The organism is Micromonospora sp. NPDC004540 (assembly GCF_040610095.1).
Classification (GTDB): domain Bacteria; phylum Actinomycetota; class Actinomycetes; order Mycobacteriales; family Micromonosporaceae; genus Micromonospora.
The window spans coordinates 18,949-44,949 of sequence record NZ_JBEXLR010000023.1; the positions used below are offsets into that span (position 1 = coordinate 18,949).

General features: G+C 74.1%; 25 protein-coding genes. 14 read left to right on the forward strand and 11 right to left on the reverse strand.

Features of this window, described 5'->3' with window-relative positions; all coding sequences use genetic code 11:
• Positions 1-9 precede the first annotated feature (9 nt).
• From ABZV78_RS10995 to ABZV78_RS11005, 3 genes are all read right to left on the reverse strand, one after another.
• Entirely contained in the window at positions 10-435 is a 426-nt protein-coding gene (locus ABZV78_RS10995; RefSeq protein ID WP_355637499.1) for a SufE family protein, read from the reverse strand.
• Positions 436-504: 69 nt separating this feature from the next.
• A complete protein-coding gene (locus ABZV78_RS11000) occupies positions 505-924 on the reverse strand; it encodes a CBS domain-containing protein (RefSeq protein ID WP_355637501.1) in 420 nt (139 codons plus the stop codon).
• Positions 925-979: 55 nt separating this feature from the next.
• Complete coding sequence (locus ABZV78_RS11005) at positions 980-2,749, reverse strand: proline--tRNA ligase (protein WP_355637503.1); 1,770 nt, start codon at positions 2,747-2,749, stop codon at positions 980-982.
• Between the two features lie 79 nt (positions 2,750-2,828).
• Between ABZV78_RS11005 and ABZV78_RS11010 the strand changes: the two genes are divergently transcribed.
• Positions 2,829-3,203: a VOC family protein gene (locus ABZV78_RS11010; RefSeq protein ID WP_355637505.1), complete on the forward strand. Its 375-nt coding sequence runs from the start codon at positions 2,829-2,831 to the stop codon at positions 3,201-3,203.
• A gap of 16 nt (positions 3,204-3,219) precedes the next feature.
• Here ABZV78_RS11010 and ABZV78_RS11015 read toward each other — a convergent pair whose 3' ends face one another.
• Complete coding sequence (locus ABZV78_RS11015) at positions 3,220-3,411, reverse strand: hypothetical protein (protein ID WP_355637507.1); 192 nt, start codon at positions 3,409-3,411, stop codon at positions 3,220-3,222.
• A 301-nt stretch (positions 3,412-3,712) separates the two neighbouring features.
• On the opposite strand from ABZV78_RS11015, the gene ABZV78_RS11020 reads away from it, so the two are divergent.
• Together ABZV78_RS11020 and ABZV78_RS11025 are read left to right on the forward strand one after the other, a co-directional pair.
• Positions 3,713-4,243 (forward strand): SigE family RNA polymerase sigma factor, encoded by a 531-nt coding sequence (locus ABZV78_RS11020; protein ID WP_355637509.1) that lies wholly within the window; start codon positions 3,713-3,715, stop codon positions 4,241-4,243.
• Complete coding sequence (locus ABZV78_RS11025) at positions 4,240-5,430, forward strand: hypothetical protein (protein WP_355637511.1); 1,191 nt, start codon at positions 4,240-4,242, stop codon at positions 5,428-5,430. Before ABZV78_RS11020 ends, ABZV78_RS11025 begins: the two co-directional genes overlap by 4 nt.
• 43 nt (positions 5,431-5,473) lie before the next feature.
• Here ABZV78_RS11025 and ABZV78_RS11030 read toward each other — a convergent pair whose 3' ends face one another.
• Positions 5,474-7,003: a PQQ-binding-like beta-propeller repeat protein gene (locus ABZV78_RS11030; RefSeq protein WP_355637513.1), complete on the reverse strand. Its 1,530-nt coding sequence runs from the start codon at positions 7,001-7,003 to the stop codon at positions 5,474-5,476.
• Positions 7,004-7,025: 22 nt separating this feature from the next.
• Positions 7,026-8,597 (reverse strand): hypothetical protein, encoded by a 1,572-nt coding sequence (locus tag ABZV78_RS11035; protein WP_355637515.1) that lies wholly within the window; start codon positions 8,595-8,597, stop codon positions 7,026-7,028.
• Between the two features lie 262 nt (positions 8,598-8,859).
• On the opposite strand from ABZV78_RS11035, the gene ABZV78_RS11040 reads away from it, so the two are divergent.
• Positions 8,860-9,630 (forward strand): SGNH/GDSL hydrolase family protein, encoded by a 771-nt coding sequence (locus ABZV78_RS11040; RefSeq protein ID WP_355637517.1) that lies wholly within the window; start codon positions 8,860-8,862, stop codon positions 9,628-9,630.
• A 3-nt stretch (positions 9,631-9,633) separates the two neighbouring features.
• Positions 9,634-10,080 carry a hypothetical protein gene (locus ABZV78_RS11045; protein ID WP_355637519.1) on the forward strand — a complete coding sequence of 149 codons (447 nt, stop codon included), beginning with the start codon at positions 9,634-9,636 and terminating at the stop codon, positions 10,078-10,080.
• Between the two features lie 13 nt (positions 10,081-10,093).
• Here the strand turns inward: ABZV78_RS11045 and ABZV78_RS11050 are convergent, their stop codons facing one another.
• Positions 10,094-11,326, reverse strand: coding sequence for a hypothetical protein (locus tag ABZV78_RS11050; protein WP_355637521.1), 1,233 nt, complete (start codon positions 11,324-11,326; stop codon positions 10,094-10,096).
• Positions 11,319-11,849 carry a SigE family RNA polymerase sigma factor gene (locus ABZV78_RS11055; RefSeq protein WP_355637522.1) on the reverse strand — a complete coding sequence of 177 codons (531 nt, stop codon included), beginning with the start codon at positions 11,847-11,849 and terminating at the stop codon, positions 11,319-11,321. The genes ABZV78_RS11050 and ABZV78_RS11055 overlap by 8 nt, the downstream gene beginning before the upstream one ends.
• Positions 11,850-12,033: 184 nt before the next feature.
• On the opposite strand from ABZV78_RS11055, the gene ABZV78_RS11060 reads away from it, so the two are divergent.
• Complete coding sequence (locus ABZV78_RS11060; protein ID WP_355637523.1) at positions 12,034-12,936, forward strand: sulfurtransferase; 903 nt, start codon at positions 12,034-12,036, stop codon at positions 12,934-12,936.
• A gap of 98 nt (positions 12,937-13,034) precedes the next feature.
• Here ABZV78_RS11060 and ABZV78_RS11065 read toward each other — a convergent pair whose 3' ends face one another.
• Positions 13,035-13,604, reverse strand: coding sequence for a TetR family transcriptional regulator (locus ABZV78_RS11065; RefSeq protein ID WP_355637525.1), 570 nt, complete (start codon positions 13,602-13,604; stop codon positions 13,035-13,037).
• A gap of 104 nt (positions 13,605-13,708) precedes the next feature.
• Between ABZV78_RS11065 and ABZV78_RS11070 the strand changes: the two genes are divergently transcribed.
• A complete protein-coding gene (locus ABZV78_RS11070; protein WP_355637527.1) occupies positions 13,709-14,863 on the forward strand; it encodes an FAD-dependent monooxygenase in 1,155 nt (384 codons plus the stop codon).
• Between the two features lie 3 nt (positions 14,864-14,866).
• Here ABZV78_RS11070 and ABZV78_RS11075 read toward each other — a convergent pair whose 3' ends face one another.
• Positions 14,867-16,060, reverse strand: a complete 1,194-nt coding sequence (locus ABZV78_RS11075) for an MFS transporter (protein WP_355637529.1) — start codon at positions 16,058-16,060, stop codon at positions 14,867-14,869.
• A 113-nt stretch (positions 16,061-16,173) separates the two neighbouring features.
• Between ABZV78_RS11075 and ABZV78_RS11080 the strand changes: the two genes are divergently transcribed.
• The 3 genes from ABZV78_RS11080 (at position 16,174) to ABZV78_RS11090 (ending at position 19,230) form a co-directional block, all read left to right on the forward strand.
• Complete coding sequence (locus ABZV78_RS11080; RefSeq protein ID WP_091316184.1) at positions 16,174-16,800, forward strand: TetR/AcrR family transcriptional regulator; 627 nt, start codon at positions 16,174-16,176, stop codon at positions 16,798-16,800.
• Between the two features lie 96 nt (positions 16,801-16,896).
• Positions 16,897-18,234, forward strand: a complete 1,338-nt coding sequence (locus ABZV78_RS11085) for a biotin carboxylase N-terminal domain-containing protein (RefSeq protein ID WP_355637531.1) — start codon at positions 16,897-16,899, stop codon at positions 18,232-18,234.
• Positions 18,235-18,309: 75 nt separating this feature from the next.
• Complete coding sequence (locus ABZV78_RS11090; RefSeq protein ID WP_355637533.1) at positions 18,310-19,230, forward strand: hydroxymethylglutaryl-CoA lyase; 921 nt, start codon at positions 18,310-18,312, stop codon at positions 19,228-19,230.
• A gap of 84 nt (positions 19,231-19,314) precedes the next feature.
• Here ABZV78_RS11090 and ABZV78_RS11095 read toward each other — a convergent pair whose 3' ends face one another.
• Positions 19,315-19,653, reverse strand: a complete 339-nt coding sequence (locus ABZV78_RS11095) for a rhodanese-like domain-containing protein (protein WP_355637535.1) — start codon at positions 19,651-19,653, stop codon at positions 19,315-19,317.
• A gap of 35 nt (positions 19,654-19,688) precedes the next feature.
• Between ABZV78_RS11095 and ABZV78_RS11100 the strand changes: the two genes are divergently transcribed.
• The 4 genes from ABZV78_RS11100 to ABZV78_RS11115 all read left to right on the forward strand — a co-directional run bounded on the left by ABZV78_RS11100 (position 19,689) and on the right by ABZV78_RS11115 (position 25,945).
• Positions 19,689-20,330, forward strand: a complete 642-nt coding sequence (locus tag ABZV78_RS11100; protein WP_355637537.1) for a helix-turn-helix domain-containing protein — start codon at positions 19,689-19,691, stop codon at positions 20,328-20,330.
• Between the two features lie 100 nt (positions 20,331-20,430).
• Positions 20,431-21,963 (forward strand): acyl-CoA carboxylase subunit beta, encoded by a 1,533-nt coding sequence (locus ABZV78_RS11105; protein ID WP_355637539.1) that lies wholly within the window; start codon positions 20,431-20,433, stop codon positions 21,961-21,963.
• An 81-nt stretch (positions 21,964-22,044) separates the two neighbouring features.
• Positions 22,045-23,193, forward strand: coding sequence for an acyl-CoA dehydrogenase family protein (locus ABZV78_RS11110; RefSeq protein ID WP_355637541.1), 1,149 nt, complete (start codon positions 22,045-22,047; stop codon positions 23,191-23,193).
• A 124-nt stretch (positions 23,194-23,317) separates the two neighbouring features.
• On the forward strand, positions 23,318-25,945 hold the full coding sequence (locus ABZV78_RS11115) for a helix-turn-helix domain-containing protein (RefSeq protein ID WP_355637543.1): 2,628 nt from the start codon (positions 23,318-23,320) through the stop codon (positions 25,943-25,945).
• The last annotated feature ends 56 nt before the right edge of the window (positions 25,946-26,001 follow it).

Genomic DNA, 26,001 nt, shown 5'->3' on the forward strand with positions numbered 1-26,001 from the left:
ACCCGTCGATCAGGAGATCTGTTCCCGGACCTGGCGCTTCAGCCGGGCCAGGATGGCGGTGCCGCCGCGGACCCGCAGCGGGCTGATCGCCTGGGCCAGGCCCATCCGCTGGTAGAGGTCGTCCGGAACGGCCAGCACGTCCTCGGCGGTCGCCCCGGCCAGCCCCTCGGCGAGGATGCCGGCGAACGCCCGGGTGGTCGGCGCCTCCGGCGGGCAGTCGAAGATCGTGCTCACGGTCTTGTCCGGGTTGACCTCGGCCCGCAGGAAGAAGGCGGTCTGGCACTCCGGGACCTGCTCCAGGTCCTCCCGGTCCACCCCCTCGGGCAGCGGCGGGATCACGTCGGAGAACTCCAGCAGCATCTCCAGCACCACGTCGCGCGGGGCGGCGGCGAACTCGTCGACGATCTCGGCCAGCTTGCTCGGCATCTCGGACATGACCGCCAGGCTACCGCCGGGAACCCGGCGCCCTCCGGGGTCGGCCGGGAGGGCACCGGGTCGGGCGGATCACATGTTCGGGGCGGCCTCGCTGATGTCGCTCAGCGCGGAGTTCGGGTCGAGCTGCATGGCAAGGTCGCCGAGGGAGACGATGCCGACCAGCTTGCGGTCGTTGTCGCAGACCAGCACCCGCCGGATGTTGCGCTCGCGCATCAGCGCGGCCGCCTCGCCCGCGGTGCAGTGCTGCTCGATCATGACCACCTCGCGGGTGACGATCGAACCGATCGTGGTGCTCCCCGGGTCGGCCCGCTCGGCCACCGCCCGCACCACGATGTCGCGGTCGGTCAGCATGCCGGCGAGGGTGGCTCCGTCGGTGACCACCACGTCGCCGATGTCCGACTCCTTCATCACCCTGGCCGCCTCGTCCAGGGGAGTCTCCGCGGGCAGGTAGACCACCTGCTTGGTCATCACGTCACTGACCCGGTACATGAGAGCCTCCGAAACACCTCGGTCGATCCGACTGCGGTACCCCGTGGCGCGTCCGCTACACCCGGTCGCGGCGCGCCCCACGCGGCTCGTCGAGCAGCCGCTCGACCAGGCCGTCCACCGGCAACTCGATCCGCTCACCGGAGGCCCGGTCACGCAGCTCGACGTACCCCTCGGCCAGCCGGCGGCCGACCACGACGGCGCGCGGAATGCCGATCAGCTCGGCGTCGGTGAACTTCACCCCGGCCGAGACGTGGGTGCGGTCGTCGACCAGCACCCGCAGGCCGGCGGCGGAGAGGCGCCCGCCGAGCTCCAGCGCCGCGTCGAGCTGCGGCCCCTTTCCGGCCGCCACCAGGTGTACGTCGCACGGCGCAACCTCGGCCGGCCAGACCAGCCCTCGATCGTCGTGGTGCTGCTCGGCGACCGACGCGACGGCCCGCGAGACGCCGATCCCGTAGCAGCCCATGGTGGGCCGGACCGGCTTGCCCTCGGCGCCGAGCACGTCGACCGCGAAGGCGTCGGTGTACCGGCGGCCGAGCTGGAAGATGTGCCCCACCTCGATGCCCCGCCGTATGGTCAGCTCACCGTCGTCGCAGGCCGGGCAGGGGTCACCCCGGCGCACCTCGGCGGCCTCGATCGTCCCGTCCGGGGTGAAGTCCCGCCCGCAGACCACGTCAGTGGCGTGCCGGCCCGGCTCGTTCGCGCCGGTCAGCCAGGCGGTGCCGGTGACCACCCGGGGGTCGACCAGATAGCGGACGTCGTGCTTGGCGAGGATCTGCGGCCCGAGGTAGCCCCGGACCAGCTCCGGGTGCGCCGCCCAGTCGTCGAAGACCGCCACGGTGGCCGGGGCCAGCGCCGCCTCGACCCGCTTCAGGTCCACCTCCCGGTCGCCGGGCAGGCCGATCACCAGCAGCTCCGCCCGCTCGGCGCCCGGCCGGCGTACGGCCAGCACCAGGTTCTTCAGCGTGTCGGCGGCGGTCCAGCCGGTCCGGCCGGCCAGCGCGCGGGCGTTGGCCAGCTCGACCAGGGACGCGATGGTCGGCGTCTCCGGGGTGTCGTGCACCTCCGTGGCCGGGTGCGCGTCCGGGTCGCCGGCCGCCGGCGCCCGGGTCACCACGGCCTCGGTGTTGGCCGCGTAGTCGCAGGTGGTGCAGCCGACGTAGGTGTCCTCGCCGACCGGCGTGGCGGCCAGGAACTCCTCCGACGCCGAGCCGCCCATCGCCCCGGACATCGCGTGCACCACGGTGAAGTCCAGCCCGAGCCGGGTGAAGATCCGCTGGTACGCGTCGCGGTGCCGGTCGTAGGCGGCCTGGAGCCCCGCCTCGTCGAGGTCGAAGGAGTAGGCGTCCTTCATCAGGAACTCGCGCCCGCGCAGCAGGCCGGCCCGGGGCCGGGCCTCGTCCCGGAACTTCGTCTGGATCTGGAACAGCGTCACCGGGAAGTCCCGGTAGGAGCTGAACAGGTCCTTCACCAGCAGCGCGGCCATCTCCTCGTGGGTCGGGGCGAGCAGGTGCTCGGCGCCCTTGCGGTCCTCGAGGGTGAAGATGTCGTCGCCGTACTCCGTCCACCGCCCGCTGGTCCGGTACGGCTCGGCCGGCAGCAGCGCCGGAAAGTGCACCTCCTGGTCACCGATCGCCGCCATCTCCGCGCGGACGATCTCGGTGACCCGGTCCAGCACGAGCTTGCCCAGCGGCAGCCAGGTGTAGCCCCCCGGCGCGGCGCGGCGGACGTAGCCGGCGCGGAGCAGGAGCCGGTGGCTCGGCACCTCGGCGTCGGCCGGGTCCTCGCGGAGGGTCCGGAGCAGCAGTGTCGACATGCGAAGCAGCATTGCCGCAGCGTACGGGGCGCCGAGCCGGCTGGGCGATCCTATTCGGCTGATCGCCGTCGGCGTGGGTAGGAAGAGGGGCATGGATGAGAGGCCCCGGATGACGCTGACTGCCACGGTGCTGGACTCGCCCGACGCACGGGAGCTTGCCGCGTTCTACGAACGCCTGCTCGGGTGGTCGCGGCGGGACGACGAGCCGGACTGGGTCACCCTGGTCGCGCCGGCGGGCGGGGCCGGGCTCTCGTTCCAGACGGAGCCCGCGTACGTGCGGCCGGTCTGGCCGGCCGGCCCGGGCGAGCCGCAGATGATGGCGCACCTCGACATCAAGGTCGACGACCTCGACGCGGCGTCGGCGCACGCGGTGTCCGTGGGCGCCACGGTGGCCGACTTCCAACCCCAGGACGACGTCCGCGTCCACCTCGACCCGGCCGGCCACCCGTTCTGCCTGTACCTCTGAGGCGACGGGCGGCCCCTCAGCTGTGTTCGACCAGCGCGGCGTCGTACTCGGCGGCAGTCGCGCCGCGCCACGCTCCGGCGTCGGCGTCGGCGTCGAGGTGGCCGGGCCGGACGAAGACCTGGTCGCTGTAATCGAGAGCGGCGACGCGAGCCGCGATTCCCCGGAAGACCTCCTCTTCGGGCATCCACTCAGCGCTGTTCAGCTCCAATTGATCGACTCCACCTTTGCTGCCGGCTAACCCTTCCGGCGGGAGCGGAGCACCGCCCACACCCCGCCCGCGACCGCTGCCGCCGTGGGAAGCAGACAGCAGAGGGCCAGGACGAACAGATGCCACGGCTTCAACGCACCCATGGCGTGAAGATAGAACAAGTTCTCCCAGGAGGGTGTCGGGCACAGGACTGAACAAGATCGTCAAAGACCGGTGAGCCGGCCGGCAACCATGCGGGTGTGAGGTGGCGTCTTGGGAGGCGTCACGATGATGCACCACCTGACCCCAAGGATCGGCTCGTGTGGACCCTCTCCTGAATGAGTTCGACTCGTTCGTGCGAACCCGTACCCCCGCACTGCTGCGCTCGGCCTACCTGTTGACCGGCGACCAGCACCTGGCCGAGGACCTCGTCCAGTCCGCCCTGGCCCGGACACACCGTTCCTGGAGCCGGCTGCACGCCAGCGGCAACGCCGAGGCGTACACCCGCAAGGTCATGTACCACCTGCAGGTCTCCTGGTGGCGGCGCCGCCGGGTGGCCGAGTCGATGCCGGGTGACCTGCCCGAGCCGCGCGGAGGCGACCCGGCTCCCGACCACGCCCAGCAGACCACGCTCCGGCTGACCCTTCGGGCCGCGCTGGCGAAGCTCTCCACCAAGCAGCGGGCCGTGCTGGTGCTGCGGTTCTTCGAGGACCGCACCGAGACCGAGGCCGCCGACCTGCTCGGCGTCACCGTCGGCACCGTCAAGAGCCAGACCTCGAAGGCCCTGGCCAAATTGCGCACCGTCGCCCCGGAACTCGCCCAGCTCTACGTCACGGAAGGAAGCGCCCGATGAACCAGGACCGCCTTCGCCTCGATCTGGCCGAGCTGGCCGAGGAGGTCACCCCGGTCGACCTGCGGAACCGGGCCCTGCGCACCTCGCGCCGGCTCGGCATCCAGCGGGCCGTCGCCACCTCGGCCGCCGCCCTGGTGGTGCTGGCCGCCGCGACCGGGACCGCGCTCGCCATCCGCCCGAACGGCCAGGCACCGGCACCCGCGCCGGCCGGCCCGTCGATCACCAGCAGCTGGCCGCCGGTCGAGGTGACCCCGACCCCGCAGCCCTCCCGGGAGCCGTCGACCGACCCGAGCACGGCCAGCGGCGCGCCCGCCGCCGGCGCGACGTTCGGCCGGCTCTTCTACGGCCCGGCTCAGGGGTCTGGGGGCTCGCCGACGGTGCGGCTACGGTCCTGGCGTCCCGGCCTGCAGCCGACCACCCTGGCCGCGCTGCCGAAGATCTGGGCCCTGAGCAACGCCAGCGTCTCACCGGACGGTCGGCGGCTCGCCTGGGTGGAGCGGGGCTTCGACGCCAAGGATGTCGGCACGCTCTACGTCTCCGACATCGACGGCTCGAACAAGCAGTCGATGGTGAGCGACGTCGACGAGTACTGCATCACGCCCACCTGGTCGCCGGACTCGCGGCACCTGCTGTTCCAGACGGTCCTGGCGACCGGCGGGCCGGACAAGGTCGGCGTGCTCGACACCGCCAGCGACCGGCGCACGGTGCGGTGGTGGAGCAGCCGTCCGGATGCATGCCACGCGATCTGGTCGGCGGACGGCCGGACCATCGCGATGAACACGGACGCCGGTGTCGCCCTGTACGACACCGACGGCAGGAAGCAGCGTGCCGTGCCCGGTCTTTCCGAGACCGGTGCCTGGCAGTCCCACCAGGTGGCCAGCCTCGCTCCCGATGCCACCCGGATCGCTCTCTTCCGCATCAGGAAGGGTGAGGACGCCGGCGACGTCGGTCGCCTCCTGCGGGTCAACGCGGTGCTCGAGACAGCGACCGGCAGGGTGGTCGACCTGCCGCTCGGCGGTCGTGCGCTCAAGCAGGTGTTCTTCCAGGCGGACGGCTCGATGGTGGTCCGGGTCGAGGACGGCGGCGGCCACGTCCTGCTGCTGGTCGACGCGAAGGGGCGCAAGGTCGCCGAGCAGCCGGAACCCGCGGTGCTCAGGGACGCGCAGCTGATCGCCGTGGTCGGCTGATCAGGTTCGACGAGGAGGGGCGGTCCACCCGGACCGCCCCTCCTCAGCGCAGTACGGTGATCGCGCGGTCCGCCACGACGTGCTTCCACGGCACGATCACCACAACCCCGTCCCGCTCCAGGACCTTGGCGTCCTCGCCCTCGAAGCCGGCCGACAGCGGCCCCTCGGCCACCGGACTGACCGTGCCGGTGGCGGGGTCGATCCGGACCAGCCGCGGCGGCAGCTTCCGCCGGTCGCCGGTCTCCCAGGCCAGCAGTCCCTGCTCGTCCCGGCGGATCAGCTCGACCTTGCTGGCGCTGTGCCCGGACGACACCCAGCGCCGCTTCCCGGTGGCCAGGTCGATGGCGATGATCTGGTTGGCCGACCGGCCCGAGTTCGGCACGTTCTTCGGGAACGTCGGGTAGTAGAGCGTGTCGTCGTCGGCGAGGCACTGGTAGACGGCCGGACCGTCGATCGCGTTGGACCGGTTGGGCGGCACGTCCCAGAGCTCGGTGCCGTCGACCGGGTCGGTGAAGGAGGCCGTCTCCCGGCCGGTCTTCGGGTCCCGCACGGTGTAGCTGTCGTGCCCCAGCGCGGGGAGGCTGATCAACGGCTGCACGCTCAGCACGCCGTCGGTGACCTTCGTCTCGGGCAGCCGCTGCCGCCAGCGCACCTTGCCGGTGGCCGGGTCGATGGCGTCCACCTCACCGCCGATGGAGCAGCCGTAGGTGACCACGACCAGTTCGCCGGCGGCCCGCATGTCCTTGAATCCGCAGTCCCGGCCGGGCAGCAGCTTCTCCCCGGTGGTGCGCCACAACTGCTTCCCGTCGGCGAGGGAGAACCCGATCATGGTGTCGTCGGAGCGGACGATCACCTGCTGGCCGGCGACGGAGAGGTCCGGCGCGGCCAGCGCGTCCCGGCCCTCGCGGACCGGCGCCGGGAACTTCGCCTGCCAGGTCAGCTTGCCGCTGGCCAGGTCGAAGCCGGCGACCGTGTTGCAGGATCGGTCGGAGCCGACCGCCACCGCACCCCGTCCCTCGGTCACCGCCTGCGCCGCGACGCAGAGCGAGGTGCCCTCCGGGGCGGGCGCGCCCCACGCCTGCCCGCCGTCGGCGAGCCGGTAGGCGAGCAGCCCGTCACCCTGCGCCCGGACCACCGTGTCACCGGCCAGCCAGGCGCCGAACATGTCCTGCTGGTCGTAGGTGGTCAGGCCGGTGTCCTGCCGTTCGGGGAAGTCCAGCACCCAGGCGGTCCTCAGCTCGCCGTCCCCGCCCGAGCCGCCGCCGACCAGTCGGGAGACGCCCCAGGCGGTGCCGGCGCCGACGGCCAGCACGGCCACCAGCCCGCCGCCGATCAGCAGCGCCAGGCGCCCGCGCCGCTTGGGCGCCGCCGGCGCGGTCCCGCCCGCCCCCGGCCAGCCCGGCGGGGGGTACGCGTACTGCCCCGGCTGTCCCGGATACGCCGGCTGTCCGGGCTGCCCCGGGTAGGCCGGCTGACCGGTCTGCGGCACGGGCGGCCACCCCGGCTGACCGCCCTGAGGCGCCCCGACCGGCGGCGGGTACTGCGGCTGCCAGGGGGACTGTGGGTTCGTCATCGTTCGCTCCTCGGGTTCCCGCTCAACGCGCCTGCGCCCGCACATACGCCGCCCAGCCCGTGCGGAACTCGGCCAGCGGGACGCCGAGCACCTGCCGGCTGGCCTGGTCGGCGGTGGCGCCCTGGTAGCGGGCGGTCACGAACTGGAACAGCTTCTGCTCGCCGTACTTCTCCGCCAGGTGGGTCATCGCCGCGTGCCCGAGCCAGTAGTGGAAGCTGAGCCGCCCCGGCGAGTCCCAGTCGACGTTGCTGGGCAGCGTGCCGTCCCAGTCGTCGGAGCGGACGAGCGACCGCGCCTGCGGCGTGCGACCGCTGGACCGCAGCGGCTCGCCCCGGTGGGCGAGATACTCGGCGAAGCCCTCCACGATCCAGTTCTCGATGCCGTCGAAGAAGTCCTGCTTGTCGGCGTCCTCCAGGCTGGCGACCAGCGAGTGGCCCACCTCGTGCCGGAAGATCTCACGGGGACCCTTCCGGTCGCCGGCGGAGAAGAACGACCGGTCGGCCACGTCGATCACGATCCGGGTGCCGCCGATGTCGACGCCCTGCTGCCGGTCGGCGGAGACCATGCCGATCGAGACGCCGGCCTCGGTGGTCTTCTCCTTGTTGATCCGGTAGAGCGAGCCGAGGTCCGGCTTGCCCTTGACCAGGCTGATGACGAAGCCCTTCGGGATGTTCGCGGTGACCCCGCCGGCCTGCCACGCGGCGAAGTCGTCGGCCACCGCCGCCTCGGCGACCGGTGCGTAGCGCTTGGCCTCGGCGGCCAGCGCGGCGTCGGTGATGACCAGGGTGTGCGCGGTGCGCTCGACGTGGATGTCGCGCCACTTGTCCCAGGGGCCGGGGTAGTAGACGGTCTTCGAGTTGCCCAGCGCGGCGGGCGCGCCGGTGACCGCGGTGACCTTGAGCGGGGCGCCCTGGCTCTCCCGGACGACGGTCCAGCGGTACCACTCGGCGACGGGGGTGAGGTCGTACCCCTCGAACTGGTGCACGAAGGAGACGTCGAGCTGGAAGCTGACCCCGCGGCCGAAGCTGTCGCTGGTCCGCCCCTGCTGGGCGACGGTCCGGTACTGGCCGATCGCCAGCGGCAGCTTGCCCAGATTGGTGAAGAGCCGGGTCTGCCCGGCGACCAGGTCCTTGCGGGCCGGGTCGAAGGGGGCCAGGTAGCCCTTGAGGTCCTTGTCGGCCAGCGCCCTGCTGTGCCGGGCCAGCAGGTCGTCCAGCTCCTGCTGGGTGACGGTCACGCCGTTCGCCGCGGCGGCGGCCTTCGGGGCCGCGTCGTCGCCGCGCCCGCTCAGCCCGAGGCCCACGCCGATCGCCGTTCCGGCGCAGAGGGTCAGCACCAGCGCCCCGGCGCCGAGGCCGATCCAGAGGCCGCGCCGGGACTTCGGCCGCGGCGGCGGGGCCGGCGGGTACGGCCCGAAGCCCGGCTGCCCCGGCCCGCCCGGGTATGCCCCCGGCTGCCCCGGCGCACCCGGGTACGTACCCGGCGGGGCGTAGCCCGGTGCGGCGGGAAAGCCCGGCGGTGCGGCCGGGTACGCCTGGCCCGGCGGGTGCGGCTGACCGGCGGGCGGGAAGGGGGCCGGGTGTCCCTGGGTCATGCGTTCCTCGCTCGCGCGGTCGGTGATCAGCCGCAGCGGCGGGCGCCTCCCGCCCCCGGACCGGATGACGGGCAACATCATCCATAATCCGGCGGGCAGATTCTGCCCCGGATCCATCAAGCGGGACATTTGTCCCGATGACTCTGCTCACGGTCGCCGTCGATGACCTCCGCCACGTCCGGCACGGGGGTCGGGCGGCGGGGGCCCGGTCGGTGCCAGACTGGCCGACGCAGCTCTGCCGGGTCAGTCAGAGGGAGGCGCAGTGCGCTGGCGCAACTTCGTGGCGGTGGGCGACAGCTTCACCGAGGGCATGGACGACGCCTATCCGGACGGCACCTACCGGGGCTGGGCCGACCTGGTCGCCACCCGGCTCGCCGCCGAGGCCGGCCCGGACTTCGGTTACGCCAACCTGGCCATCCGGGGCCGGCTGTTCCCGAACATCGTGGCCGAGCAGGTGCCGGCCGCGCTGGCCATGAAGCCCGACCTGATCAGCTTCGCGGCCGGCGGCAACGACGTGCTGCGCCGTACCTTCGACCCGGACGCCTTCGTGCCGCGCTTCGACGCGGTGATCGGGCAGCTGCGTGCCGACGGCGCCGACGTGGTGCTGTTCCGGTTCGCCGACGTGATGGCCCGGCTGCCCGGGCAGCGGCTGGTGGCCCCCCGGGTGACCCTGCTCAACCGGGTGGTCGGCGAGGTCGCCGAGCGGCACGGCGCCATCCTGGTCGACCTGTACGCCGACGACAGCTACCTCAACCCGCTGCTCTGGAGCACCGACCGGCTGCACCTGTCGGCGGCCGGGCACCGGCGGGTGGCCGGGCAGGTGCTGACCGCGCTCGGCGTGGGCTGCGACGAGGAGTGGCTGATGGTGCCCCCGCACCCGGCCCCCACCGCGTGGCTGGCCGCCCGGGCCGCCGACCTGCGCTGGGCCGGCCAGCACCTCGCCCCGTGGATCAAGCGCCGGCTGACCGGCCGCTCCTCCGGCGACCTCGTCACCGCCAAGCGGCCGGTGCTCGGGCCGATCACCCGCGACTGACCGGTGCGCACCCTGCACGCGGCGCCCCTGCTGCGGCTCTCCCTCGACGACGAGCCCCGGCCGGGTCACGCCGTCCTGGTGACCGGAGACCGGGTCGGGGCCGTCGCGCCGCTGGACGAGCTGACCGGGGCGTACCCGGAGGTGCGGGTGCGGCGGTGGGCCGGCACGCTCGGGCCGGCGCTGGTGCACGACGGGCCGCTGCCGCCCGCGCCAACCCCGCGCGAGCGGGTGCACGCCCTGTTCCGGCTCGGGGCCGCCGCGGTGCTCGCCGACCGCGTCACCGACCCGGCGCTGCGGGCCGCCGCCGCACGTAACGAGGTGGCGGTGCTCGCCGCCGTCCGGCCGCCGGCGCTGGTGGTCGGCGGCCGGGCCGACCTGGCCGTGTTCGGCGCCGACGGCTCCTGCCTGGCCACGGTGGTGGCCGGGCGGCTGGTGCACCGCCGCGCCTGACCGGGTCGAGGGGTCAGGAGAGCCGGATCCAGGTCCGCTCCACCCCCCGGCCGATGCCGAGGAACTGCGTGCCGCCGTACCGGATCTGCACGGTGCCGTCGGGCAGCATCGCGACAGCGGGTTGGTCGTCGGGGTTGCTGCGGAGCGCGTCGCGTAGTTCGGGGACGTCGACGTAGCGGCCGTCGGCCACGAAGCCCAGTCCGCCGTACCTGCTGCTGACCACCAGGATGCCGTCGCCCGCGGCGGCGACCTCGTACGTCTCGTCCGGCACGCCGGGACCGGGCTGCCAGCGGTCGCCGGCCAGTCGCCACGTCCCGTTCGGTGCGTCCGTTCGGACCAACCAGGCATCCATGCCGTCCGGGGAGACCGTGAGGCTTCGGGCGCCCACGACCGCCGGCAGCTTCCGCCAGGTGGCGCCTCGGTCGTCGCTGGTCACCACGGTGAGGCGGTCGCCCTCCGTCACGGTGAGCCAGAGCCGGCCGTCGCCGCCCTCCATGAGTGCGTGCTCACCGCCCGGCCGCAGAGTCACCGGGGGCTGCTGCGGCAGCGGATCGTCGTCTACCCGCAGGACCTGCTGCCGGTCGCAGCTCTTCCCCCGAGCGCCGTCCCCTGGGCCGAGGAACGACGGGCAGGCGACGACGAAGCCGTTCGGCGTGGCCATCGCCCGTCGGGTCGCCGCCGAGGGCGAGTCCAGCGGACTGCTGGAGAAGGTCGCACCGCCGTCGACAGTCACCAGGTAGCGGCGCCCCGCCACCACGGTCAGCGTCCGGCCGTCCCGGGGCAGCAGGTACGCCGCCCCGTCAGGGGCCTCGGGCAGGGCCACAACGGTCCAGGTCGTACCACCGTCGGTGGTTCGCGCGACGGTACGCCGGCAACCCCTCGCCATCGGATCGTTCGAGTCGCAGGTGTCGAAGAGCGCCCAGCCGGTGCGGGAGTCGACGAACTGGAGGCCGGTCAGCCCGCCCGGAACACCCGGCAGCGCGATCTTTCGCTCGATGACCTTTCCGCCCGGGGTCGGGGAGACGGTGGGGATGGGGCGGGGAACGGGCGGGTCGCCCCGATGGGCGGCCGCGTAGGTCCCGGCCGGCCCGGCCAGCAGCAGCGCGAGCAGCCCGGCCAGCAGGCCGCGGCGGCGCCGGCGTACGCGGATCCGGCGCTGCGCCTCGGCGACGCCCGGCGGCCGGAAGGTGGCACCTGCCGCCACCTCGAACTCGGCGAACGACTTCTCGATGACGGTGTCAGGCACGGTGGGCCTCCGATCCGGTCTCGGTGAGCTGACCGGCCAGTGCGGCCCGGCCCCGGGAGAGCCAGGAGCGGACGGTGCCCTCCGCCGCACCGACCTGCTCGGCGATCTCGCCGACGCTCAGGTGGGCCAGGTGGTGCAGCACGATCGCCCGGCGCTGGGTCGCGGGCAGGACGGCCAGCGCCCGGATGAGTGCCACCCGGTCGGGTTCCGGGCCGGGGACGTGCTCCTCCCGCTGGCGGGCCAGGTGTCGCACGGCGGTCCGCATCCGGCGCAAGCGGCTGGTCGCGAGATTCCAGGCGACCCGACGGACGAAGGCGGACGGGTCGTCGTATCCGCTGATCCGGGACCAGCGCTCCAGTGCGCGGCAGAACGCTTCCTGGGTGAGGTCCTGCGCCTCGGCGTGGTCACCCAGGTACGCGTAGAGCTGCACCGCGATCCGGTGGAAGTGCGCCCGGTAGAACTCGGTGAAGTCCACCGGTGCTGTCCCGGACCGGGGCGGCCCGGTCTGTTGCCGTACGGTCATCGCAATCCTCTGTGGTCGGCGGTTCACGACTGTCACGTGCGACCCGCCACATCCGCTGCGCGCGATTCTCCGCGATTGACTCGTGCGTCCACCGTTCTGCCGGTCACGTGGGCGCAGTCACCTCCGCCGACCCCGATTCGGGATGGCCGGTCGCGGCCGGGTGATCCGGCGTACCTTGGGGCTCATGCCTGTGTCGAGCGATCCGAATCCCCACCTCCAGTCGTACGCCGACCCGCAGCGCCTGGTCACCACGGAGTGGCTGGCCGAGCACCTGGGCGACGAGGGCCTCGTCGTGGTCGAGTCCGACGAGGACGTCCTCCTCTACGACACCGGCCACATCCCCGGCGCCGTGAAGGTCGACTGGCACACCGAGCTGAACGACCAGGTGACCCGGGACTACCTGGACGCCAAGAGCTTCGCCGAACTGTGCGCCGCCAAGGGCATCGGCCGCGGCGACACCGTCGTCTTCTACGGCGACAACTTCAACTGGTGGGCCGCGTACGCCCTGTGGGTGTTCGCCCTCTTCGGCCACGCCGACGTCCGGCTGCTCGACGGTGGCCGGATGAAGTGGGTCGCCGAGGGACGCGAGATGTCCAAGGACGCGGTGAGCCGGCCGCGCGCCGACTACCCGGTGCCGGAGCGGAACGACGCGCCGATCCGGGCGTTCCGCGACGAGGTGATGTCGCACGTGACCGCCGGCCGGCCGCTGGTCGACGTGCGGTCGCCGGGCGAGTACACCGGCGAGATGCTGCACATGGCGGCCTACCCGCAGGAGGGCGCGTTGCGCGGCGGGCACATCCCGGGCGCGGTGAGCAAGCCGTGGAAGGCCGCCGCGAACGACGACGGCACCTTCAAGTCCGTGGACGAGCTGCGCGCCATCTACGTCGACCAGCTCGGGCTGAGCCCGTCCGACGACGTGGTGGCCTACTGCCGGATCGGCGAGCGGTCCAGCCACACCTGGTTCGTGCTGCACCACCTGCTCGGCTTCCCGCAGGTCCGCAACTACGACGGCTCGTGGACCGAGTGGGGCAACCTGGTCCGGGCCCCCGTCGTGCGGGGCGAGGAGCCGGGCAGTTTCGCCGGCTGACCCGGCCGGCCGGTCCCCGCGCGGCGTGCGCCCGCGCGGGGACCTTTTTTCTGCCTACGGCCGCGCGGCGAGCGAGACCGCACCGAGGAGGGGTCGGGTCAGCTTGCGGGCCGGCCGGTCAGGTAGCGCTGGAGGGTCGGCGCGACCCAGGCGACGAGGTCCTCGGGCGCCATCTCCACCACCGGCGGCAGCCGGACGATGTACCGGGTGAAGGCCAGGCCGAGGATCTGGCTGGCCACCAGGCCGGCCCGGCGGGCGGTGGACGCCGGGTCGGTGCCGAGGCCGGCCACGGCCGCGGCCAGCTGGTCGGCGAAGAGGCGGCGCATCCGCTCGGCGGCTCCCGGGTTGGTGCTGGCGGCCCGGAGCAGGGCGGCGAGGGTCTCGTCCCCCTCCCAGCGGCGGAGGAAGTGCCGCACCAGCGTCTCGCCGAGCCGGTCCGGCGGCACGGCGGCCAGGTCGGGCAGGCGCAGATCGAACTCGGCGGCCGCGGCGAAGAGCCCCTCCTTGCTGCCGTAGTAGCGCATCACCATCGACGGGTCGATCCGGGCTTCCGCGGCGATGGCCCGGATGGTGGCCCGCTCGTAGCCGTCGGCGGCGAAGCGCTCGCGGGCGGCGCGCAGGATGGCGGCCCGGGTGGCGTCCGAGCGGCGGGGTGCTGCGTCGGTCATGCCCACAACTGTAGGCCAACAAGCGTTGACATGGAAAGCGCCCTGCGCCTACCGTTGTCAACAAGTGTTGGCAAACAGTTGTTGGCAACCCTGGAGGTGGGGCCATGCTTCCCGAGCGCACCGATGTCCTCGTGGTGGGGGCCGGGCCGACCGGCCTGGCCGTGGCCACGACCCTGGCCGGGCACGGGGTGACCGCGACCGTGGTGGACCGGCTGGCCACCCCGCCGGTCACCTCGCGGGCCGCCGTGGTGCACGCCGGCACGCTGGAGGTGCTGGACCGGATCGGCGTCGCCGCCCCGCTGGCCGCCCGCGGGCTGCCGTCGAGCCGGTTCACCGTCCGCGAGCGGGACCGGGTGCTGCTCACCGTCCCCTTCGACCGGCTGCCGTCCCGCTACCCGTACGCGCTGCTGGTCTCCCAGGCCGAGACCGAGGCGGTGCTCGCCGACCGGCTCACCGCGCTCGGCGGGCGGGTGCTCCGGCCGTACGAGCTGACCGGCCTCGACCTCGACGGCGATGGCGCCACCGCGAAATTCGCGGGCGGGGAGACGGTCCGGGCCCGCTGGGTGGTCGCCGCCGACGGCATGCGCAGCCCGGTCCGTGAGCTGGCCGGCATCGACTTCGGGGGGCCCACCGACCCCGGCGAGTCGTTCCTGCTCGCCGACGTCCGCGTGGACAGCGCGCTGCCCCGCGACCAGGTCAACCTCTTCCTCGCCCCGCAGGGGCCGCTGGTCTGGGCGCCGCTGCCCGACGGCACCGTACGGCTGGTCGCCTCCGTGCCCGACGCGCCGCGCGAGCCGCGGGCGGAGCACTTCCAGGCGTTGCTGGACGAGCGGGGGCCGGCCCGGCGGCCGGACCGGGTCACCGAGGTGCGCTGGAGTTCCCGGTTCCGCATCCACCACCGGATCGCCGCCAGCTACCGGTCCGGCCCGGTGCTGCTGGCCGGGGACGCGGCGCACGTGCACAGCCCGGCGGGCGGCCAGGGGATGAACCTCGGGCTCCGCGACGCGGTCGCCCTCGGCGACACCCTCGCCGCGGTGCTCGCCGGGGGCCCCGACGCGCTCCTCGACGCGTACGCCGCCGCCCGCCGCCCGCTCGCCGAGGAGGTGCTCGGCTTCGCCGCCGGTCTCACCCGGCTCACCGCCGTTCCGCCGGCCGCCCGCCCCCTGCGCGATCTGCTGCTCCGGGGCGCCTCCGCACTGCCGCCGGTCCGGCAGCGACTCGCCGTCCGGCTGGCCGGCTTCGAACCGCCGGCCCGCTGAGGATCAGCCCGCGCTGCGGAACGTTCCCCAGGCAGCGGCCGTGACCAGGGCGAACACGCCCGCCGCCGCGCCGACCACCGGGCCCACCCCGTACGCGTCGCCGGCGAACCCAGCCAGCGCCGCTCCGAGCGGCGCGGCGGCCAGGCCGACCACCCGCTGCGCCGCGCCGACCCGCCCGAGCAGGTCCGCCGGCACGTGCCCCTGCCCGTACGCCGACCACAGGCTGTTCCAGATCGTGGTGCCGGCGGCGAACCCGGCCAGCGCCAGGCCCCCGGTGACTGGGCCGCGGGCCAGGGCGAACCCGGCCAGCGCCACGGTCTGCCCGAGCAGCACCGCGCGCAGCGCGGGAAGCGTGCCGAACCGGGCCGCCACCCGCCCGGCGACCAGCGCCCCGAGCAGCCCGCCGGCCACCACCCCGGCCGCGAACAACCCGTACGCCGCCGCCGGCACCCGCAGCACCTCGAGGGCGTAGAGCACCAGCACCGCCATCATCCCGCTGATCGCCAGGTTCGACCCGGCCGAGGCGAGGGCGATCCCCCACAGCACCCGGTCCCGGCGCACCCACCGCACCCCGGCCCACGCCTCCCGCCACACCCCCCGCCCGGGCGGTCGGAGCGGGGCTGCCGGCAGCGGGCGGAGGGCGAGGACGAGGGCGGCCGCGAGGGCGAAGGTGAGCGCGTCCACGGCGAACGGGAGCGACGCGGCCAGGGCGAAGAGGAGGCCGGCCAGCGGGGTGCCGAGGAGGCCGCCCGCCACGGCCGTGCCCGCTTGGAGCCGGCCGTTGGCGGTGGCCAGGGCGGCCGGCGACACCAGCGATGGCAGCACCGCGAAGGCGGACGCGTCGAAGAGCGTGCCCAGGGTGGCGAGCAGGAACGCGGCGGCGGCCAGCGCGGCGATCCCGGCCCCGCCGGTGGCGACCAGCACGGCGAGGCCGGCCACCACCACGGCCCGCGCCGCGTCCACCGCCGCCATGGTCCGGCGCCGGTCCCAGCGGTCGGCGTACGCGCCGCCGAGCAGCCCGAACAGCAGTGGCGGGAGCTGCCCGGCCACGGTCACCGCGGCGATCGCCCGGGGGTCGCGGGTGAGCGCGGCGGCCAGCAGGGCCAGGGCCGGCGTCCGCAGCGCGTCGCCGAACCGGGACGAGACGGCGGCGGACCAGAGCAGGCGGTAGTCGCGGCCGAGCACGGGAGCGGTCATGCCGACGGACCCTGCGGCCTGAACCCGGTCGAGGGTCAAGCGGCGCGGGATGTGAGGCGACCGACGGGTAACCGAGGCTCCACCAGCTTGGGCTCGCGGTCTAGGCTGGCCCGGTGGCGGTGGAACAGCAGGCGCGGGGCGCGGCGAACGGCGCGACGGGTGCGGGCCGGCGCCGGTCCCGGCGGGACGAGATTCTGGAGATCGCGGTCGGGCTCTTCGCGGCGCGCGGCTACCACGGGGTGTCGATGGACGACATCGGCGCCGCCGCCGGGGTCACCGGCCCGGCGCTCTACCACCACTTCGCCGGCAAGGAGGCGATGCTGGTCGCCGCGCTGATCCCGGTCAGCGAGGGGCTGCTCGCCGGCGGCAAGGAGCGGGCCGCCAACCACCCCGACGACCCGCGCGGCACGCTGGAGTCGCTGATCGACTTCCACGTCGACTTCGCGCTGGCCAACCCGGCGGTGATCGCCCTGCACCTGCACGAGCTGGACCGCCTCCCCGACGAGCCGCGCCGCCGGATCCGCCGGCTCCAGCGGATGTACGTCGAGGAGTGGGTGACCGTGCTGACCGCGCTGCACCCCGGGCTGCCGGACGGCGAGGCGCGGGTGCTCGCGCACGCCGCGTTCGGCCTCATGAACTCCACCCCGTTCCTCGGGGGCGAGGTGGACCGCCGGCGCCGGGCCGAGCTGCTGCGAGGTGCCACGCTGGCCGCGCTCCTCGCCCCCACGGACCCGGCCTGAGGCGCGACGCGCCTTAACGTGCGTTAAGCACGCGCGCCGTCCGCGTGTTATGAAGGGGCCCCTGCTATGCAAGAGGCGTCAAGAAGGGACCCTTCCTTGTTCGAATCGCTGTTGGTGGCCAACCGTGGCGAGATCGCGCGCCGGATCATCCGCACCGCGAGGAAGCTCGGGATCCGCGCGATCGCGGTGCACTCGGAGGCCGACGCCGGGCTGCCCTTCGTCACCGAGGCCGACGAGGCGGTCTGCGTCGGCCCCGCCAATCCCGCGCTCAGCTACCGCAACGTCGAGGCGATCCTCGCCGCCGCGCGGGACACCGGCACCCAGGCGGTCCACCCCGGCTACGGCTTCCTGTCGGAGAACGCGGACTTCGCCCGTACCGTCGAGGCCAGTGGCCTGATCTGGGTCGGGCCCGGCGCGGACGCGATCACCGCGATGGGCGACAAGATCAACGCCCGGAACCTCATGGCGGCGGCCGGGGTGCCGGTGGCGCCCGGCACCACCGAGCCGGCGGCCGACCTGGCCGCGGCGGTCGCCGCCGCCGCGGAGATCGGCTACCCGGTGATGGTCAAGGCCGCGGCCGGTGGCGGCGGCATGGGCATGGGCGTGGCGACCGACGAGGCCGCGCTGCGTACCGAGTACGACAAGGTCCGTTCGTTCGCCGAGCGGATGTTCGGCGACGGCTCGGTGCTGATCGAGCGCTACTTCCCCCGGGTACGCCACGTCGAGGTGCAGATCCTCGGCCTGGCCGACGGCCGGGTGGTGGCCCTCGGCGAGCGTGAGTGCTCGGTGCAGCGGCGCAACCAGAAGCTGGTCGAGGAGTCCCCGTCCCCGGCGGTCTCGCCCGAGCTGCGTGAGCGGTTCCTGGCGGCGGCCGTGCGGGCCGGCGAGGCGGTCGGTTACCGCAACGCGGGCACGGTCGAGTGCCTGCTCGACCCCACGACCGACGAGTTCTTCTTCCTGGAGATGAACACCCGGCTCCAGGTCGAGCACCCGGTCACCGAGTACGTCTACGGCGTCGACCTGGTCGAGGAGCAGTTGCGGGTGGCCGCCGGCCTGGCCCCGACCTTCGACCCGGACGCGCTCGCGCCGCGCGGGCACGCCATCGAGCTGCGGATCAACGCCGAGGACCCGAAGCGGTTCCTGCCCGGCCCGGGCGCGATCACCACCTGGAACGAGCCGGGCGGCGAGGGCGTCCGGGTCGACTCCGGCTACGTCGCCGGCAACACGGTCACCCCGTTCTACGACAGCCTGATGGCCAAGCTGATCGTCAGCGGCGCCACCCGTGACGAGGCGGTGGAGCGGGCGAGGGCCGCCGTGGCCCAGTTCGAGATCGCCGGCCCCAAGAACAACCTGCCCTTCTTCGCCGAACTGCTGGAGAACCCGGAGTTCCTCTCCGGCGACTACGACACCGGCATCGTCTCCCGCATGCGCTGACGATCCGGCCCACCGGCCGGGGTGGGATGCTGGGAGGGACACCAGCATCCCACCGTCACAGTGAGGTGACCCCTTATGGCGGAACTGCCGGACTTCGTCTCCATCCGGGAGGTCGGGCCGCGCGACGGGCTCCAGAACGAGGAGCCGATCCCGACCGACGCCAAGGTACGGCTCATCGACGCGCTCTCCCGCACCGGCGTGCGGCGCATCGAGGCCGTCTCCTTCGTGCACCCGAAGGCGATCCCGCAGATGGCCGACGCCGACGAGGTGTGGCAGCGGGCCGCGAAGGCCGAGGGCGTGCACTACTCCGCGCTGGTGCCGAACAGCCGGGGCGCCCAGCGGGCCCTCGCCGCCGGCTTCACCGAGATCGAGGTCGTGGTCTCGGCCAGTGACACCCACAACCGGCGCAACGTCAACCGCTCCACGGAGGAGTCGCTCGACGACATCGCCGAGCTGATCGACCTGCTGCACAGCGCGGGCGCGACCGCCGAGGTGATCGTGGCGACCAGCTTCGGCTGCCCGTACGAGGGTGACGTCGACCCGAAGCGGGTGGCCGGCATCGTCGACCGGGTGGTCCGGGACGGCGCCGACCGGGTGGCCTTCGGTGACACCACCGGCATGGGTACGCCCCGGCGGGTGCGCGAGCTGGTCACCGCGGTCCGCGACCGCAACGCCCACGTGCCGGTGCTGCTGCACTTCCACAACACCCGGGGCACCGCCCTGGCCAACCTCCTCACCGCCATGGAGCTGGGCATCACCGAGTTCGACGCCAGCGTCGGCGGCCTCGGCGGCTGCCCGTACGCCCCGGGCGCCAGCGGCAACCTGGCCACCGAGGAGGCCGTGCACATGCTGCACGACATGGGCATCGACACCGGGATCGACCTGGACGCCCTGATCGAGGCGGCCGAGCTGGCCGAGCAACTGGTCGGCAAGAAGCTCCCGTCCGGCGTCCTCCGCGCCGGCCCCCGCACCCGCCTGACTCCGATTCCCTCCTGACTCCCGGACCGTCGATCAAGGGGTCTGCGTCCGGATCCGGCCCTGGACGGACGCAGACCCCCTGGTCGACAGCGCGGGTGCGGGTCAGTGGGTGAGGGCGCCGGATTCGGTGGGGAGGCCGGCGGCGACCCAGTCCTCGATGCCCGCGGCGTACTTGCGTACGTCGGTGTAGCCGAGGGCGGTGAGCCGGTCGGCGACCCGCCCGCTGTTCGGGCAGGCGGGGTTGGAGCAGTAGGTGACGATGGCGGCGTGCCGGTCCGGCAGCAGCTGGCCGGCCCGCTCGGCCACCTCGGCCTCGACCAGCGGGATCGCGCCGGGCAGGTGCTGCCGGGCGTAGTACTCGCCGCCGAGCGCGTCGACGACGGTCACCGATCCGGCGTCGATCGCGGCGCGCAGCTCGTCCCGGGTGATGAGGGCGGTCATGGCATCCTCCGAAGGAAGTGGACTACAGTCCGGTTATGCCTCAGGACGTTAGCGGACCGCAGTCCGCTTATGCCACCCCGTCGCCGGAACTGCTGGAGTTGCGTAGCTCACCGCCCCGGGAACGGGCCGACGCCGCGCGCAACCGGGCGGCCGTGCTGGACGCGGCGGCGATCCTGTTCCGAGAGCGGGGCGTGGAGGCCGTCTCGATGGACGCCGTGGCCGCCGCCGCAGGGGTCGGCAAGGGGACGCTGTTCCGCCGGTTCGGGGACAAGGCCGGTCTCGCCGTGGCGCTCCTCGACCAGCAGGAGCGAGCGCTCCAGGAGGCGATTCTCTTCGGCCCGCCTCCGCTCGGGCCCGGCCCGGCCGCCGCACCGCCTCCCGCGCGCGATCGGTTGCGTGCCTTCGTCTCCGCCTACCTAGACCACCTGCTCGGCCATCTCGACCTGGTCCGGATATCGGAGACGGCAGCGCCGGGTGCGCGTTACCGGATCGGCGCCTACCGGTTCTGGCACCGGCACGTCGCGCTGCTGCTGGCCGGGCGCGAGGACCCGGTGGCCGACGCGCACACCCTGCTCGCCCCCCTCGCCGCCGAGCACGTACGCGGGGTGCGCGAGGAGTTGGGCGACGAGCGGCTGCGGGCCGCCGTGCTCGCGCTCGCCGACGCCCTCACCGGCTGAACCCGGTGGGGTCGCCGGAGGGGGCGGGAGTGCGCTAGCCTAACGATCGTTCAGGTCGGTCGGTGCGCTCACGAGGCGGCCGGTGGCAATGGGAGTCGGCGTGACGCTCGACGGTGAGGCTCTGGAGCAGCTGCGCAAGCGCGCCAAGGCCGGCGGTGCGGACAAGTACCACGCGGCGAACGCCGCCAAGGGCAAGCTCTTCGCCCGCGAGCGGGTCGCGTACCTGGTCGACGAGGGCTCCTTCGTCGAGGACGGGCTCTACGCCAACGCGATGGCCGAGGGGCTGCCCGCCGACGGCGTGGTCACCGGCACCGCCACCATCGACGGCCGCCCGGTCTGCCTGATGGCCAACGACTCCACGGTGAAGGCCGGCAGCTGGGGCGCGCGGACCGTCGAGAAGATCATCCGGATCATCGAGCGGGCCTACTCGACCAGCGTTCCCATGGTCTACCTGGTCGACTCGGCCGGTGCCCGGATCACCGACCAGGTCGACCTCTTCCCCGGCCGGCGCGGCGCCGGCAAGATCTTCTGGAACCAGGTCCGCGCCTCGGGCTCGATCCCGCAGGTCTGCGCCCTGTTCGGGCCGAGCGCGGCAGGCGGCGCCTACATCCCGGCGTTCTGCGACGTGGTCGCCATGGTCGAGGGCAACGCCAGCATGTACCTCGGCTCGGACCGGATGGTCGAGATGGTCACCGGCGAGAAGACCACGCTGGAGGCGATGGGCGGGGCCAAGGTGCACTGCGCCGAGTCCGGCGTCGGGCACTTCCTCTGCAAGACCGAGGGCGAGGCGCTCGACGTGGTCAAGCGCTACCTGTCCTACCTGCCGACGAACTGGACCCAGGCGCCGCCGGCCGCCGAGTCGACGCCCGCGCCGGAGAAGGCCGACCTGGCCGCGCTCGTCCCGGCCAGCGAGCGGCAGGCGTTCGACATGCGCCGCTACGTCAAGGGCCTGCTCGACGAGGGCAGCTTCTTCGAGATCCAGGCGCTCTGGGCCAAGGAGCTGACCATCGGCTTCGGCCGGCTGAACGGCGAGGTCGTCGGCGTGGTCGGCAACAACTCGATGTTCAAGGGCGGCGTGCTCTTCGTCGACTCGGCCGACAAGGCGACCCGGTTCGTGCAGCTCTGCGACGCGTTCAACGTGCCGCTGCTGTTCCTCAGCGACGTGCCCGGGTTCATGGTCGGCAGCGCGGTGGAGAAGCAGGGCATCATCCGCCACGGCGCCAAGATGATCACCGCGATCTCCGAGGCGACCGTACCCAAGATCTGTGTGGTGGTCCGCAAGGCCTACGGCGCCGGCCTCTACGCGATGGCCGGCCCCGGCTTCGAGCCGGACGCCACCATCGCGCTGCCCACCGCCAAGATCGCGGTGATGGGCGCGGAGGCCGCGGTCAACGCCGTCTACGCCAACAAGATCGCCGCGATCGAGGACGAGGCCGAGCGGGCCGCCTTCGTGGCGGCGAAGCGCGAGGAGTACGAGCGCGACATCGACATCGTCCGGCTCGCCAGCGAGCTCGTGGTGGACGCCATCGTCGAGCCGCACGAGCTGCGCGCCGAGCTGGTCCGCCGGTTCGCCGCCGCGCGCGGCAAGGAGCGGCACTTCGCGAAGCGCCGGCACGGCGTCACCCCGGTCTGACCCACCCGACCCGCACCACCCGTCCCGGCGTCACGAGCGCTCGGCGGCCCGTCCACACAGGCGTCCCATCAGGAGGATCAGATGGACTTCCGGCTCAGCGAGGAACAAGAGGCGCTGCGGGAGAGCGTGCGGGACTTCGCCCGCGAGGTGGTCGCCCCGGCCATCGCCGAGCACTACGAGCAGCACACCTTCCCGTACGAGATCATCCGCCAGATGGGCAAGATGGGCCTGTTCGGTCTCCCCTTCCCCGAGGAGCACGGCGGCATGGGCGGCGACTACTTCGCGCTCTGCCTGGCCCTGGAGGAGCTGGCCCGGGTCGACTCCAGCGTGGCCATCACCCTGGAGGCGGCGGTCTCCCTCGGCGCGATGCCGATCCACCGGTTCGGCACGGCGGAGCAGAAGGCGCAGTGGCTGCCGAAGCTGCTCAGCGGCGAGGCCCTCGCGGGCTTCGGGCTCACCGAGCCGGGGACCGGCTCGGACGCGGGCGGCACGCAGACGAGGGCGGTCCTGGACGGCGACGAGTGGGTGATCAACGGCTCGAAGGCGTTCATCACCAACTCCGGCACCGACATCACCGCGCTGGTCACGGTCACCGCGGTCACCGGCACGAATCCGGACGGCTCGAAGGAGCTGTCCACGATCATCGTCCCGTCCGGCACGCCCGGCTTCACCGTCGCGCCCGGCTACTCCAAGGTCGGCTGGACCGCCTCGGACACCCACGAGCTGACCTTCGACGACTGCCGGGTGCCGGCGGCGAACCTGCTCGGTGCGCGCGGCCGGGGCTTTGCCCAGTTCCTGCGCATCCTCGACGAGGGGCGGATCGCCATCGCCGCCCTGGCCGTCGGCCTCGCCCAGGGCTGCGTCGACGAGTCGATCAAGTACGCGAAGGAGCGCGAGGCGTTCGGCCGGCCGATCGGCGCGTACCAGGCGATCCAGTTCAAGATCGCCGACATGGAGATGAAGGCGCACACCGCCCGGCTGGCCTACTACGACGCGGCCGCCCGGATGCTGGCCGGCGAGCCGTTCAAGCGGCAGGCGGCGATCGCCAAGCTGCACGCCAGCACCATCGCGGTGGACAACGCCCGCGAGGCGACCCAGATCCACGGCGGCTACGGCTTCATGAACGAGTACCCGGTGGCCCGCTTCTGGCGGGACGCCAAGATCCTGGAGATCGGCGAGGGCACCAGCGAGGTGCAGCGCATGATCATCGCCCGCGATCTCGGCATGTGAGCGGCGCCCGCCCGGGCCGGTCGGGCCCGGGCGGGTCAGCCGTCTGTCGGATATCGGCAGTGGACGGTCGGCTGGCCGACGATGGGCTGTGGAGCGTCCCACCCGATCCGTACTCTTCGTGCCCATGACTCCGGAGCATGATCGTTCGCGGAGCCCGGGTGGGCGTGTCCCGCTGCCCGACCTGCTGCGCGGGCACCGGCTCGCCGCCGGCCTCACCCAGGCCGAGCTGGCCACCCGGGCCGGCGTCGGCGTGCGGACCGTCCGCGACCTGGAGCGGGGCCGGGCCACCCGACCCCAGCGCACCACCGTCGACCTGCTCGCCGACGCCCTCGGCCTGACCGGCCCGGCCCGGCAGGACTTCCTCACCGCGGCCCGGCCGGTCAACGGTCCCGACGCCGCCGCGCCGCGCCCGGCCGCGCGGCACCTCCCGGTCACCGGCTCCTCGGCCGCCGATTCGGGTACGCCGATCGCGCTGCCCCAGCCGGTCCCGCTGCTCGGCCGGGACCGCGACGTCGCCGAGGTGGCCGCCCTGCTCTCCGCGCATCCGGTGGTGAGCCTGGTCGGGCTGGCCGGGGTCGGCAAGACCGCGCTCGCCCTCACCGTCGCCCACGCGGCGGCCGCCGACCATCCGGCCGGTGTGGCCGGGGTGCTGATCGGCGAGGGCTCGGACGCCGCCGACGTGCTCGCCGCCTCGGTCGCGGTGCTCGGCGTGAACCGGCTGGCCGACCTTCCCTACCGGCTCGGGGGCCGGCCCGCGCTGCTGCTGGTGGACGCGATGGAGCGGGCGCCCGGGCCGGTGGCCGAGGCGCTGCGCGCCCTGGTGGCGGCGGCCCCGGCGCTGCGGGTGCTGGTCACCGGCCGCCGTCCGGTCGGGCTCGCCGGCGAGCTGGTCCGGCCGGTCGCGCCGCTCGACGTGCCACCGGTAGGTCAGGAGCCGGCCGATCTGACGGAGCTGGTCCGCTGGCCCGCGGCGGCCCTGTTCACCGCCCGGCTGGCCCAGGCCCGCCGCGAGCCGCCCACCCGGGCCGAGCTGCCGGCGCTCGCCGCGCTGGTGCGCCGCCTCGGCGGACTGCCGTTGGCCATCGAGCTGATGGCCGCGCGCGGCCGGATCCTCGACGTCACGGAACTGCTCGACCGCTACGGCGACCGGGTCCTCGACCTGGCCGGCGTACGCCCCGGCTGGGAGCCCGCCGACCCCGCCGCCGGCACGGTGACCCTGCGTGATGCGGTGGCCACCAGCTACCACCTGCTCGCGCCCGCCGAACGGGCCGCGCTGCGCCGGCTCTCCGCCTTCCGCAACCGCTGGTCGGTGGAGCTGGCCGAGGACCTGCTCGCCGACGGTGGGGAGCGGCGGGACGCCGTCCCCCTGCTGGACCGGCTGCGGGAACTCGGGCTGCTCAGCGTCCGGGGCACCGGCCCGTTCCGGTTCCGCCTGCTGGACGCGGTCCGCGACTTCGCCACCGAGCAGGCCGCCGTCGAGGGTGAGCTGACCGGGATCCGGCGCCGGCACGCGCTGGTCGTCGCCGGGCTGGTGCGGCGGACCGCCCCGAACCTGGTCGGCGGGGACTTTCCCGCCGCCGTGCACCTGCTCGACGAGGCGACCAGCGACATCACGGCCGCCCTGGCGCACGCCGCCGAGGACGATCCGGGGACCGCGCTGCTCCTGGCGGCGGCGCTGCCCCGCTGGTGGCGGCTGCGTGGGCGGGACGTCTCCGGGCGCCGGTGGCTGCGCCGCCTGCTGGCCGACCCGCGTACCGCCGACGCGCCGCCGGTGCTGCGGGCCTGGGCGCTGCTCGGGGCGGCCCGCCTCGCCGCCGAGCACGGCGGGGGCGGGGTGGAGCTGCCGGCGGCCCGGGACGCGCTGGCGATCTTCCAGGCGGCCGGCGAGGTGACCGGGGAGCTGTCGGCCCGCTCGGTGCTCTGCGCGCTGCTGCGCGCCGCCGGCGCCCAGGGTGAGGCGCGGGAGCACGCCGAGGCAGCGCTGGAGCTGGCCACCCGGCATGGCCGGGTCCGCGAGATGGCCGTCGCGCACCAGCACCTCACCTGGCACGACGTGCGGGTGGCGGACCTGGCCAGTGCGCGGCGCCGGTTGGCCGCGGTCGACCGGCTGGCCACGCAGTGCGGCGAGCAGCGGCTCCGCCTGCTGGCCCGGGCCGACCTGGCCGAGGTCGCCCGGCTGGAGGGCCGGTACGTCGACGCGGTGGAGCAGGGCCGGCGGGCGGCGACCGCGCTCGTCGAGCTGGGCGATCCGGGGCGGTGGCGCCAGGTGGTCGGCACGGTCGGGCTGGCGCTGGCCCTCGAAGGACGGGCGGAGGAGGCGCTGGAGGTGTTGGCCGAGCTGCGGCCGTCCCGCCCGGTGCCGGGGCAGCGGCGGCCGCCGGGCGTGGAGACCCTGGACTCGCCGGGGGAGCGCCGGGGCCTGCCGCCGGAGGACGCGGTCTGCGCGCTGATCGAGGGCCACGTCGCGCTGCACCGGGGCGACCGGGAACTGGCGGCGGAATGGTTCACCGCGGCGGCCGAACACGCTGGCGAGCGGCGGGATCCCGCTGCGCCGGCCGGGCGCGCCGGCGGCGGGGAGTGGCGCGAGCTGGTCGAGGCACTGGTCGGGCTGGCGGCGAGCACCACCGAGGTGGCGGTGCTGGACCGGCTGGACCGGGCCTGCCGGTCCACCGGGATCAGGCTGCTGCCGCGGGAGGAGGCTCTGCTCTACGCGCTGGTGGCCCGGCGGGAACGCGCGGCCCGGCGCGACTGAGTCAGGTGGGAGACGAGGGCGCGGGGGTGGCGCGAGCGAAGAAGCCCCCTGGTGCT